10 protein-coding genes and 6 pseudogenes are annotated in these 11,974 nt (G+C 69.6%); 3 read left to right on the forward strand and 13 right to left on the reverse strand.

Annotation, left to right across the window (positions count from 1 at the left end):
* Window positions 1–207: 207 nt before the first annotated feature.
* Entirely contained in the window at window positions 208–486 is a 279-nt protein-coding gene (locus ABZW32_RS21675; RefSeq protein WP_356218128.1) for a hypothetical protein, read from the forward strand.
* Window positions 487–618: 132 nt separating this feature from the next.
* Here ABZW32_RS21675 and ABZW32_RS21680 read toward each other — a convergent pair.
* A pseudogene (locus ABZW32_RS21680) lies at window positions 619–805 on the reverse strand (phage holin family protein); the annotation flags it as partial.
* A gap of 368 nt (window positions 806–1,173) precedes the next feature.
* A pseudogene (locus ABZW32_RS21685) lies at window positions 1,174–2,225 on the reverse strand (YihY/virulence factor BrkB family protein).
* A 745-nt stretch (window positions 2,226–2,970) separates the two neighbouring features.
* On the opposite strand from ABZW32_RS21685, the gene ABZW32_RS21690 reads away from it, so the two are divergent.
* On the forward strand, window positions 2,971–3,384 hold the full coding sequence (locus ABZW32_RS21690) for a hypothetical protein (protein WP_356218130.1): 414 nt from the start codon (window positions 2,971–2,973) through the stop codon (window positions 3,382–3,384).
* Window positions 3,385–3,438: 54 nt separating this feature from the next.
* Here ABZW32_RS21690 and ABZW32_RS21695 read toward each other — a convergent pair whose 3' ends face one another.
* From ABZW32_RS21695 to ABZW32_RS21735, 9 genes and pseudogenes are all read right to left on the reverse strand, one after another.
* On the reverse strand, window positions 3,439–3,771 hold the full coding sequence (locus ABZW32_RS21695) for a hypothetical protein (RefSeq protein ID WP_356218194.1): 333 nt from the start codon (window positions 3,769–3,771) through the stop codon (window positions 3,439–3,441).
* Window positions 3,772–3,774: 3 nt separating this feature from the next.
* Window positions 3,775–4,689: pseudogene (locus ABZW32_RS21700) on the reverse strand (thiamine pyrophosphate-dependent enzyme); the annotation flags it as partial.
* Window positions 4,690–5,003: 314 nt separating this feature from the next.
* Window positions 5,004–5,528, reverse strand: coding sequence for a histidine phosphatase family protein (locus ABZW32_RS21705; protein ID WP_356218132.1), 525 nt, complete (start codon window positions 5,526–5,528; stop codon window positions 5,004–5,006).
* Window positions 5,529–5,696: 168 nt separating this feature from the next.
* Window positions 5,697–5,927, reverse strand: coding sequence for a DUF6480 family protein (locus ABZW32_RS21710; RefSeq protein ID WP_356218134.1), 231 nt, complete (start codon window positions 5,925–5,927; stop codon window positions 5,697–5,699).
* Window positions 5,928–6,115: 188 nt separating this feature from the next.
* Window positions 6,116–7,326, reverse strand: a pseudogene (locus ABZW32_RS21715) (PP2C family protein-serine/threonine phosphatase).
* Between the two features lie 102 nt (window positions 7,327–7,428).
* A pseudogene (locus tag ABZW32_RS21720) lies at window positions 7,429–7,782 on the reverse strand (STAS domain-containing protein); the annotation flags it as partial.
* 91 nt (window positions 7,783–7,873) lie between these two features.
* Window positions 7,874–8,170 carry a helix-turn-helix domain-containing protein gene (locus ABZW32_RS21725; protein WP_356218136.1) on the reverse strand — a complete coding sequence of 99 codons (297 nt, stop codon included), beginning with the start codon at window positions 8,168–8,170 and terminating at the stop codon, window positions 7,874–7,876.
* 216 nt (window positions 8,171–8,386) lie between these two features.
* A complete protein-coding gene (locus tag ABZW32_RS21730) occupies window positions 8,387–8,518 on the reverse strand; it encodes a hypothetical protein (RefSeq protein WP_356218138.1) in 132 nt (43 codons plus the stop codon).
* 93 nt (window positions 8,519–8,611) lie between these two features.
* Window positions 8,612–9,091 (reverse strand): MSMEG_6728 family protein, encoded by a 480-nt coding sequence (locus tag ABZW32_RS21735; protein ID WP_356218140.1) that lies wholly within the window; start codon window positions 9,089–9,091, stop codon window positions 8,612–8,614.
* 242 nt (window positions 9,092–9,333) lie between these two features.
* Between ABZW32_RS21735 and ABZW32_RS21740 the strand changes: the two are divergent.
* Window positions 9,334–9,483 (forward strand): annotated as a pseudogene (locus tag ABZW32_RS21740) (plasmid stabilization protein); the annotation flags it as partial.
* A gap of 54 nt (window positions 9,484–9,537) precedes the next feature.
* On the opposite strand, the gene ABZW32_RS21745 reads toward ABZW32_RS21740, so the two are convergent.
* Together ABZW32_RS21745 and ABZW32_RS21750 are read right to left on the reverse strand one after the other, a co-directional pair.
* Window positions 9,538–10,143: a dihydrofolate reductase family protein gene (locus ABZW32_RS21745; RefSeq protein WP_356218142.1), complete on the reverse strand. Its 606-nt coding sequence runs from the start codon at window positions 10,141–10,143 to the stop codon at window positions 9,538–9,540.
* Between the two features lie 719 nt (window positions 10,144–10,862).
* On the reverse strand, window positions 10,863–11,960 hold the full coding sequence (locus ABZW32_RS21750; protein ID WP_356218144.1) for an RICIN domain-containing protein: 1,098 nt from the start codon (window positions 11,958–11,960) through the stop codon (window positions 10,863–10,865).
* Window positions 11,961–11,974 lie beyond the last annotated feature (14 nt).

Genomic DNA, 11,974 nt, shown 5'->3' on the forward strand with positions numbered 1-11,974 from the left:
CCCAAACCGATTCCGCGGGCAGTGGTCCACCTGGGCGCCGAGTCTCACTCATCGCAGTCACCTCCTCTCATCTTCCGTCTTCTTCTTGGCGGTGGATGCGCCTGCGGAGTCGTCTTCTGCGCCGGCGTGGACGCGAAACCCTCTGACACCCCGGGGTCGAAAGGCCCAGCCGGTGCCGCGTTCAATCAACTCCACAGGATCTGGTGTGTGAACGATGACGACGAGCCGGTCTTCAGACGAAGCAAGTGGGGCACGAACCGCTACTACTACAACCCTCGCAATCCCCTCGGGCTCACGCTGATCGTCATCAGCCTGCTGTTCGCCGGTACGGCGTTGATCCTCATGGCCAACCGCGCCGGCCCCTTCAGGCCACCGCCCGATCCCGCGCCATGGAGCCCGCCACCGTTCAACTACTCCTGGCCGCCGTATTCGAGCCCGACTGCGCCCGCTCCGACACCGGACACGACAAGCACGCCGGAACCGTGACGCCAACAGATCCTCGTCCGCCTCGCGGGGCCGGCCCCGCCCCAGGCTCTGGCCGACCTGCCCCGCCGTCTCGCGGATCTGGTCGGAGACCAGCGCCGCCTTCTCGGCGGCATGGCCCTTGACGGCAGCGGTCTTCTCCTTGATCTCGGCCAGGTCGGCCTTGACGCTGTCGATGGCCTGCTCGGGAGTCGGGGTACCGGCCTGGGCGATCTGCCTCTTTCCGGCCAGGGCGGTCACGGCCGCCACGATCCCCAGGACCCCGGTGATGATGAGGGGTGGACGCCCGCACCGGCAGAACCAGCGTGAGAGCGGCGATACAGGCTGCCGCTCTACCGTGCTCATGATGGGACACCTTGCCTTTCGTCAATCTGCTGGAACGGGCGACGCGTCAGTCAGGTGCTCTACTCGGCACTGATGGTTTCCTGAACGGGGAGTTGGGCGCTGCGCTTGACCGGGTCGATGCCGTTCCGGGTTCGAGGGTGGTCATGTCGTCGTCACGGCGCGCCCACCCCGCGAGCACGCCCGCACCCGCGCGCAGGCGGCGTTGTGCGAAAGGTGGCTCAGCAGCCCGGGAGGCGACCTCACACGGCCATGATGTACTGGGCCGCGCCCTCGGTCGGCGGCCGGCGGCGACGCCGGAGTGGCCGTGCCGTGCCGGCCTCACGGCGAGTCGTGTTCACGCATGAATCAGTGCTGCGTGCGGCGGTGGTCGCCGTCGCTCCACGCACGGGTGTCGCGGGGCGCGACGTAGGGCTCCTCGTCCTCAGGCAGTCCGCCGGCGATCGCGCGCTGCCGGGCCAGTTCAGCATCGAACTGAACTCCAGCCCGAGGAGAATCGCGAGGTTGGTGATCCACAGCCACACGAGGAAGATGATCACGCCTGCGAGGGCGCCGTAGGTCTTGTTGTAGGAAGCGAAGTTCGCGACGTAGAGCGCGAAGCCTGCCGAGGCGGCCATCCAGATCACCAGCGCGAGGAGGCTGCCCGGCGTCACCCACTCGAAGCCGCGGCCCTTCGCGTTCGGCGCGGCCCAGTAGAGAATCGCGATCATGATGGTGACAAGGAGGACCAGCACCGGCCACTTCGCGATGGACCACACGGTCAGGGCGGTGTCCCCGAAGCCCGGGGCGGCGCCCGCCTGCCGGGCGAGAGAGCCGGAGAAGACGACGATGAGCGCACTGGCGCAGGCCAGAACCATCAGCGTGACGGTGAGAGCAAGGCGCAGCGAGAGGACCCTCCACACCGGGCGACCTTCGGGCATGTCGTAGACGGCGTTCGAGGAGCGGATGAACGCCGCGATGTAGCCGGACGCCGACCACACGGCGACGACGAGGCCGACGACAGCAAGGAGCGATCCGACGCCGGAATGGCCCCGGAGCTGCTGTACGGCGTCGGTGATCACGCCCCGCGCCGAGCCGGGTGCCAGTTTCTGCAGGCTGTCGAGGACCTGCTTCGTCGCGGACTCCCCCGCGATGCCCAGCAGGGACACCAACACGACCAGGGCGGGGAAGAGGGCGAGGACTCCGTAGTAGGTCAGCGCCGCAGCCCGATCGGCGAGCTCGTCGTCCTTGAACTCCTTCACGGTGCCGCGCAGCACGGCCTTCCAGGACCGCTCGGGCAGCTCGGTGGGCCGATCGGGTGCACGCTCCTCCACCTGCGGATCCGGGCCCGCCGCGTTCTCGTGACCGGCGCCCCGGCGATCGTCGTTCCCACCTGATCCAGGCTTCGGTGTGCGTGTCATACCCTGCGACTTTCCAGCGCGGCGCCACTCATGTCCGCGAGGGCACACGAGAACCCGGGCCTTGCCCGCAGGGGCGCCTGGGCTGCCCGCGTCTCGGTGGTGTCCGCCCACACCATCCGGGACGCGGGGCAGCCAAGCCCCGCAGGCCTCGGGACGCGGCCGACGCAGGGAAAGAGGAGACCGTCCCTCGAACGGCCGAGCGCACACGGGGGTGAGCAGGGAGCACAGAGGGCGTACGGAAGTACATCCGGTGGTGCGGGTGTGTCGGTCGGCGCTGCCTCCCGTTGATCACGGTTGGGATGATCACCGGTGGCCTTCACAGGGGCTGCCGCTCCCTTTCCAGCCCGGCCGCTCATGCACATCGGAGGCATGCCTCCGTGCCGACAGGCACGGCTGTCTGGTCTCGACGGCCCCCTGCCCGTGTACACCGCGTCATACAACGCCAAGGCGCTTTTGTCGCGGTGGTCCCGCCGGACCAGCGGTGCGAACACCTCGGACACGAACTCTTCCAACCGAACCCGCGCCGGCACACACCCCCCAGCGTTGATACAGCCGGCGAACCGGCACGCACCCCACGTGACAAGACCGGCCGGCAGTGCGCTGCCGGGCTGTGGCAGTCGCGGATTGCGGGGTCCGGCGGGCTGTGTCAGCGTGGTGAGCCGGAAGCTCGGGGATGTCAGGGGCGGGGACGACCCGAGGAATCCCGGACGAAGGGAAACCCATGAGGCCCATTCCGAGTACTGCCGTGAGCGCGGCCGCAGCGCTGGTCCTGTCCGTCGGCGGAGCTTCCGCCGCCTTCGCGGCCGATCCGAGCCCCAACGCGAGTGCCGCGGCTGCGCAGTTGTGCACCGACCTGAACAAACTCCGCTCCGACGCGACGGCGCTGTCCGGACTGAGCCCGTCGTCGACGAAGGACCAGGCCAAGAGCGCGTACAACGCCGTCAAGGACGGCTGGGACACGGTCTCGAAGTCCACGGCGACATGGAGTGCGGCGCAGAAGGAGGCCGTGAAGTCCGCGGCGGACGGGCTGAAGAAGACCTGGGACGACCTGCCGGGCGACGCTACCGGCGCCGAAGCCGCCGCCAAGATGAAGCCGCAGGCCCAGATGCTGGACAGCGCGGTGAAGTCCGCCCGGACCGGCCTGAAGTGCCCGGGCTGACCGTACTCGGACCCGTGACGGTGATCCCCGCGGCGTGTGACCACGCCGCGGGGATCACCCGGTCCTCCGGACTTTCGGAACCGTACGGCCCCAAGTTCGGCACGGCGGCCGCAGCATGGGCATGGGCGTGCGGCGCACAGTGCCCGGACAGCTGCAAGCCGTGGGCCTGGGCGAGAGCGGCAACGCGAAGCGCGAGCAGACGGCCACCGCGGCGGCGCCGGCGTCCACGCTGCGCGGCACCACGACGCCGAGCGGCACCTGCCGGTAGTTCGATCCGTCGGTCGCGTACGCGCCGCGACTTCCCGCGTCGAAGCGGACCTCGCCGTCCAACTCGGCCCGGAGCGCCCGCTCCAGCGCGGCCATGTCCAGCTGGTGATCGACGGGCATGGGTCAGCTCCGTCCGCCACTGCCGGGCAAGAACTCCTGGATCTTCGCCTTCACGCCCTGCTGGACCACCGAAGACCGGTCGCTGTCGCCCTTGAGCACGGACAGTGCGGCGGCCTTGACCTGGTCCCAGGAGGCGTGCGGCGGGATCGGCGGCACTGCCGGGTCGGTACGGAAGTCGATGACGAACGGCCGGTCAGCCGCCAACGCCGCGCGCCACGCCGGCTCCACGTCCTCGGGCCGCTCCACCCGGATCCCGTGCAGGCCGAACAGTCGTGCGACGTCGGCGTAGGGCACATCCGGCAGGCTCTGCGAGGGCTCGAACTGCGGAGCGCCCTGCATCGCCCGCATCTCCCACGTGACCTGGTTCAGGTCTTGGTTGTTCAGCACCGCCACCACCAGGCGCGGGTCCGACCACTCGTCGTGATACTTCGCAGCAGTGATCAGCTCGGCCAGGCCGTTCATCTGCATGGCGCCGTCACCGACGATCGCGATCGCCGGCCGGTCCGGGTGCGCGAACTTCGCGCCGATCGCGTACGGCACCCCGGGGCCCATCGTGGCCGGCGTTCCCGACAGCGAGCCGCGCATCCCCTCACGGAAACGCAGGTGCCGGGCGTACCAGTTGGCGGCGGACCCGGAGTCGGCCGCCACCATCGCGTTGTCGGGCAGCAGGGCGTCCAGCGCGTGCACCACGTACTCCGGATTGACGGGGTCCGCGGACACCTCGGGGCGGCGTCGCATCACCTCCCACCAGCGTGCCGCGTTACCCTCGACCGTCTTGCGCCAGCCGTTGTCCTGCTTGGCCTGCAGCAGCGGGAGCAGTCGGCGCAGCGTCTCGCCGGCGTCTCCGACGAGGTTGACCTCGAAGGGGTGGCGCAGCCCGATCACGGACGGATCGAGGTCGATCTGCACTGCTGCCGCCGGGTCGGCCGGTGTGCCGGCCCCGATCCCGTATGCCGGGTCAGGATCGGCGCAGCGTTCAGGAGACTTCGCGAAGGAACAATGCCCCGCCGCCGAGCGGTTGATCCGCGGCGGACTGGCCCACGGCGCTCAGACCCGCGACGGCGAGCGTGATCTCGAGGACCTGCTCCGGGAACTGGCCGGATAGAACCCGGACCAGGGACCCGCCCACTGGATGGCCACGCCGGGCGCGGCGCACAGCCGGGTCGCGAAGGGCACTCGCCACGCTGCCGGTCAACGAGGGACCCGGCGCCATCAGTGATCCCGGCACGTGATCATTTGAGAGGCGGCTCCCGACGGGCTGGTGCCCAGAGGGCTCTCAGGTACCCATCGTGGCCATCACACGAGGTCAGGTCCGCCCATCCGCCCGTGAGGTCGACCACCGCAACGCCCGATGTCGGAAGCTCCTCCCTCAGCCGTTCCAGCAGCCCGGGCGGCCCGGTCCCGCACAGCGACGTGGCCAGCTCGTGGATGCCCGCATTGTGGCCGTGGCCGACCAGCATCACGTGGCTCAGCCCCGCGCCGTGCTCAGCCAGTACGGTGGCCAGCGCGTCCGGGGCCGCGTCGTAGAGCCTGTCGTCGTAGACGGCGGGCGGTACGTCCGGCAGGGCCGTAGCGATCAGCTCCCATGTCTCCCGCGTTCTTCGGGCCGGGGAACACAGCACCAGATGGGGCTCGAAGCCCGACTCGGCAAGCCAGCGGCCCGTCGCCGGCGCATCAGCCCGCCCTCGGTCGCTCAGGGAGCGTTCGAAGTCCTCGGCCACGCGCTTGGGTACGGCCTTCGCGTGGCGGACCAGCATCAATCGACACCCTTCCGCCGAGTCGGAGGACAAGGACGTCGTGCGTGGCGCGGGAGCGCAGGACATGATCATCTCCTTCGTCGCGGCGGGACGGGTGCCCGACCACTTTCCTGCCCTCGTCCGGCCGCGTCGGCTGCGGGTCCGGCTGCACCGCTCCGTCGGTACCGCTCAGAGGTCCAGTTCGATGGCGTAGGCAAGGAAGAAGAGCGCGCAGACCAGGGCCAGCAAACAGATCAGCACGAGGGGGCCTTTGCCCCACCCGCGCGTGAGGGGGCGGTACGGGCCCGCGCCGGAGCCGGTGCTCGACTCGCAGGGCGGAGTCTCGCCCGGCGGTACGCCGCCGTACGGCCGGGACGTGCTTCGTACGTCTGGAGCCGGGTCGGGTACGTGTGCGGACATGTCTGCCTCCTCGCCGCGAAGGTCAGACCTGCCCTTCCGGCAGGTCAGCCGGGGCTGTCTGGCGTCTACCCGCCGCCCGGCGGCCCACTCCTCGGGACGGCCCCGGTCAGACCCGGACCGAGAGGTCCCGGGCACGGCGACCACGGCCGGCATCGGCGCGGGCCGACGTCGTGCCGGACGGCTGGCGCTCAGCCGCGCCCGTCCAGCGTCCGGTCGTCTGCGAACCCTGCTGCGGCGGACCGGTCGCCTTCTGCGTTCGCGGGCCCGTGCCAGTCCGCGCACAGGACGGTCGCGTCGTCCTTCGGCGGCCGGCCGCCGAAGGCGTCGGTGACCGCGCCGACCAGGGCGCGTACGACCTCGCGCGGATGCTCGGCCGTGGTCCTGCGCAGGAGGGCGGGCAGATCCACCACTGCGGCGTCGCGTTCCTGCATGCCATCGGTGTACAGCAGGAAGCGGTCACCGGGGTGCAGGTCGAGGTCTTGGACCTCGTAGGCCCCCTGGGAGGGGATGCCGAAGGGCATGTTCACGGCCAGGTGCAGTTCGGTGACGGTGCCGTCGCACAGGAGGTAGGGCCAGGGATGGCCGGCGTTGACGAGCTGGGCGCTGGTTCCGTCCAGGGCGATGCGCAGCAGTTGTCCGGTGGCGAGGCTGTGGTGGCCGTGGTCGAGGAGGGCCTGGTGGGTCTGTCGGGCTTGCTCTGCGAGGCCGGCGCCGGCGCGGCGGGCGCCGCGGGAGGCGTTGACGAGGAGGGTGGCCATGAGTGCGGCGCTGACGTCGTGGCTCATGGCGTCGGTGATGGACAGGTGCGGGGTGTGGGTGTGGGTGTCGAGGCTGTAGTCGTAGGTGTCGCCGGCGATGTCCGAGGCCGGGACGAGGGCGCCTGCCAGGGTGAACTCGGGGGCCTCGCAGCAGGAGGCGGAGGGCAGGAGCTGGCGCTGGATCTCCGCGGAGAGGCTGACCGGGCCGCTGCGGTTTCCCCAGTGGTAGAGGTCGGTGAAGCGGCGGTCGGCGACGATGATGTACGCCAGCGCATGGGCGGCCTCCTGGATCTGAGCGCATACCTCCGGCGGGGCCTGGGTGAGGAACAGCTCCAGGACGCCGATGGTGTCGCCGCGGTTGGTGACCGGGGCGAGCACCCTGTGCCCGTCCTCGCCGTCCGCCGCCACCACGAGCTTCTGACCGCGCAGCACGTCGTCGTAGACGCTGCTGCCCGCAAGAGGGACGGTTCGGCGGGCTGCCGCCCCGGCTCGGCCGCGGTGTCATGGACCCGCAGCAGGCGACGGCCCACGATGTCCACGAACAGGAACGACACGTACCTGGCGTCGAACCGATTGCGCAGATTGCGTGCCACCACGTCGAGAGAGCGCACCGGCGCGGCGCTCTCGGCTGTTGCCAGCACCTGGCCCAGCCCGATTCGATCACGCGTTGCAGTGGCCTCCCCGGACACGGACACGGACGTTTCTCCCTCCTGGGGCACGGGCCAGACGCGGACGGTCAGCACGTGCTGCACCCCGCTCAGGCGCAGCAGTCGGGCGACCGGGCGACTGAGGGCGGTCAGCACGAGCGATTTCCCGGTCTCCAGGGCCAGCCGGTTCAGGTCCAGCAGGATGTGCAGACCGGTGGTGTCGCAGAAGGTGACGGCGGACAGGTCGACGTCGAGGCCGTCGCGGCTGGAGTTCAGAGCCGCGATGAGGTGTTCGCGCAGTCCGTTGCCATCGTCCATGTCGATCTCGCCGCGCACGCGGGCCGGCACCCGCTGCGGCCCCGGCGCGAAAGCCACACCGGCGAGGGGCGGGTGCATGAAGCCGCTGATGCGCTCAGCGGCAGTGACCAGGTGGCCGGGAAGAGAGGTCATGACCTGCTCCCTTCAAACCCCGATATCTCGGGAAGAAGGCCCGGCAGGGGGCAACGCCACGGTGGGCGCGGGTCCCGCATCGGTGCGCGGGTCAGCTGTGCGGATCGCGCTCACGGTGGTCACCGCCCGTGGGAGAGAAGGGCGCTTCGGCCCGGGATTCGAGGTCGACCAGCAAGTGCAGGAGGTTCGCGATCTCGTGGTGGCCCTCTGCCGGATGGCGGAAGAGGGTTCCGGGCGTGACCTGGTAGTGGTTGCGGCGGCCGTGGCGTACCCGGGTGAGGTACCCCGCGTTCTCCAGGTCCCGGACGATGGCCCCGGTCGCCCGTTCCGTGAGGCCGCAGCTCCCGGCCAGATCACGCAGCCGGACCTCCGGATCGCGCAAGATCATGGCGAGGATCCGGGCGTGGTTCGTGACGAACGTCCAGCTGGTCCGGGGCTCGACCTGTCCGGTTTCGCCAGACCTGAGCCCGAATTCCTGCGACGCACCTCGAAGCGACGCCGACGCCACATTGCGCAGAAGTGCTCGGACCCGGCTTTCGACGGGGCCCGAGCTGCGAAGCGCACAGCCTCCCGGCTTTCCTGTTCCGCCTCCGCCGGGCGCCGATCAGGCGTGGAGGCGGCTGTTGGTGCCGTCGTGGCCGTCGGCCGTCTCCTCGTCGAACCAGTAGTCGCCGACGGCCAGGTGGCGAAGCCGTGGCTGCTGTGGGCGGGGAGGGTCGCGGTGGCCCGATCCCACACCACCGCCCGCACGCCTGCACGTCGAGCTACCCGTACGAGGGGGTGGGTGCTCCCGGGCGGAGCCGGTCCCTTTCCCCGCAGGGCCCATCGCTCACCGCACCCCATCCGCCTCCCGGTCGGACCGGGGCCATACGTACGGCAGGTCATCCGGTACCCCCGGGAAGCGCTCCCGGTAGAAGGCAGGGTCCTTGCGCACCAGCGCGGACTGATGGCTTCGATGGAACTCCGGTGCGCCCAGCCACGGCGGCAGGTCCCCGTCGGCGGCCAACCGCTCCTGCGTCCGTAGGGCGCCCCCCGGCTGCCACGCCGCGAAGTCCCGGGCCAGGATGACGGCACAGGTGTCGGCGCGCCCCTCCGCGGTCCACGTCCCACAGATCTCCAGCCCGTACCGGACGAGCGCCTCCTCGTACCCCGCCCACATCCGCACCGCCGGATGCCTGCGCCATCCGTAACCCGGAACGACCAGACCACGCAGCACTTGCACGGCCTCGACCCGCTGTTTGCCCAGCCTTCGTACGTCAAGCACGGCCGCCGAGGCGTCGAACGACGGATACGGAAGGAACGTCTGCACGAGGTCTCCCTCCGATGCGGGGTGCAACCAACCGGCACCCGTGCCGCGACCCGCTGCCCTGTGGGCACAGTGCGAGCCTGGCAGAGGCCACGGAGTGATGCGCCCGCACACGTCCCGTCGGACGATCGGATCCCGATCTCCCCGTGTGCCGCAACCAACAGCACAACACCACCTCCCAACGAGAGCTCCTCGTCCGCATTGCGCGAGATGCGGGGTGATCGGGGTACGCGCACCATGACCGTGAGGAGTCGGGCGAGAAGCGCGGCATGTCCGAAGGCCGCGCGGAGGAAATGGCCTCCCGGACGGTGAACAAGGAACGCGCCCGTTCCGGGGAGAGCAAGACGGCGAGCCGCAGCTCCACCGAAGGCAAGTCTGCCGCCCAACGCGGCGGCGGCAGCTCCTCCGAACGTACCTGGCGGCTGTCCGGACCGACGGATGGAGCGACGTCACGCCGGGACGCGGAGCGGCGGGTGCTCGAGCACGCGGGGCTTGTACTCGACCAGCTGGATGCGGCCGTCGAAGGTGCGGTGCTCGATCATCTCCAGGGCAACGTCCGGATAGCCGTCGTAGATGCGTTCTTCGCCCGTGGCCCCGGTGATCACGGGGAACATCACGACCCGGAAGCGGTCGACCAGTCCGGCTCGCAGGAGGGACCGGCACAGGCTGAGGCTGCCGATCGTGCTGAAGAGCCCGGAGCCACTCGACTTCATCGCACGGACCGCTTCGACGGCGTCGTCCCGGACGAGCGTGGAGTTGGCCCACGTCAGTGGATCCTCGAGCGAGGAGGAGAACACCACCTTGGACGCTCGCGTGAGCTCGCCGACGGACGCCTCTTCCTCGGGCCTGAACTCGTCTTGGCCAGTCGGGACCTCGCCTGCGGCGAAGCCCGACATGAGGCGGTAGGTGTTCGATCCCATCAGGTAGGTGACCTCAGGCTGCTCGCCGAGCCATGCGAGGTACTCCGGGCCCTCCAGGCCCCAGAACCCGGGCCATCCCTCTCCCGATGCGTGGCCGTCGAGTGAGGTGATGAAGTCGACGAGAAGCTCCGACATGACGCGTCCTTTCCTGGGGTGTCATGAGCTTGGACTGAACGGGAGCCACGAACTCATCGGCCGCGCCGTGAAGTAACGAGAAGCCCACGAGGATCGGGTACGGATCGGTCAAGGACCATGAGACCGAGCCCCGGGCGCTGGTGCTGTGTCCGGGCAGTATGCTCCACGTCGCGTACGCCGGGGCGCGAGCGTGGCAGCTCGGGCTGCCACGAGTGACCGAGAAGCACCGCTGCCCTTCGACCTTGAGCGCGGCTACATGGACTGCTGGGCACCCCGCAGCAGCGGATCAACCAGCACGGGATCCGGAGTGAGCCCCTCCTCCCTCGCCCCGACACCATGACGACGTCTCCCCCAAGGACATCGGCAACGCAGTCTCCGTCACACACTGTAACCAAAGAACCCGTGACGGCACGGTGGCCGCCAACTCCTCTCAGATCACTGGGAATTCAGCCGGCGGCGCCGGCGGCGGCATCGCCCACATCGGGACGCTGACGGTCACCGCCTCCAGCATCACCGGCAACACGGCCAGCGCCCCGAACCCCGGCGGCATCTACAACAGCGCCGGCACCGTCACCCTGCGCGCCACCCGCGTCAGCTCCAACATCTCGAACAACTGCCTGACCAGCCCCAGCCCGGCACCCGGAGCGCGTCCGGGTGCCGGGAGCCCGGCCTCTCTACCACAAGCGTTCCCCAGCCGGTCGGCGGGGAAAGACCGCGGGCTACACGCCGGCGCAGTTGGTGAACGTCGGCCTGGTCCGGGCGCTGTAGATGCTCGCGCCTCCGTTGACGTCGTACTTCAGGGGCACCGTGATCGTGTCGTCGGCGGTCCAGGGGAAGCCCTGGGTGTCGAAGGTCCAGGTTCCGGTGGCCTTGGTGGCCAGTTCGGACAGCGTGACCCACCCGTACTGGCGCGGGGGCACGCTCACGGTCAGCTTGTTGCCCATTTCCTGCTTGAGGTCCAGCGTTGTGGCGCCGTTGACCTCGGCGCTTACGGTGAGCTCGAGGTTGGCGATGCCGGGGATGCTGCCACTGACTTTCAGGCTTCCGTCCAGCTTGAAGCCGATGGTGTTGGTCCACCCCGTGGTCGTGTTCAGCGTGAACTCCCACGGGATCGTGGTCGAGGTGTCGTTGAACCAGATCGGGGAGACGCAGGTCTCCGGCAACGTGAAGGGCGGTGTCTGGCTGGTCGTGGACCACGAGCAGGTCGCGGAGTCCTTGGCGCATCGGCCGGCCGCGTAGTCCACGGCGGTGTTCCAGGCCGTCTGGTAGACCGAGGTGGGCACCGTCCACTGCTGCTGCGGCGTGTTGTCGCAGCGGTAGGTGTACACGAAGTTGTCGGTGTTGGGAGGTATCTGGACGGTCAGACAGGTGTTGTCGCCGACCTGGCGGATCCTGAACGCCTTCTTCGCCGATCCGTCGATCGGTTGGAAGTACCACTGCTCGGACGTGCGTCCGTCACAGGGCTGCTGGCGCAGTTGGTAACGGGCCGTGGTCAAGTCCATGCACTTGCCGGTGGTGGTGTTGACGATGGCGAACCCCGAGCCGAAGGCGGTGCCCGTGTTGATGCGCCACGTCGTGGCGGACCCCGGTGCCGGGTTGACGGAGATGGCCGCGTTGTCGTCGTAGTCGGCGTTCTGGACGTCCAGCAGCTTGTTGTTGCTGACGTTGGTGAACGTCAGCTGGACGAGTGCGGCGCTGGCCGGGGCGGCGGCGACCCCCATGGCTGCGCCCAGCATCGCGGCGATGACGATCGCCGACCGCCACAACGCCCCTCTTCTCCTGGTTCTGGTTCTGGTTCTGGCTTTGGTTCTGGTCACGCGCGTGGTCCTTT

The organism is Streptomyces sp. NPDC004667 (genome assembly GCF_040609475.1).
In the GTDB taxonomy this organism is placed as follows: Bacteria; Actinomycetota; Actinomycetes; order Streptomycetales; family Streptomycetaceae; genus Streptomyces.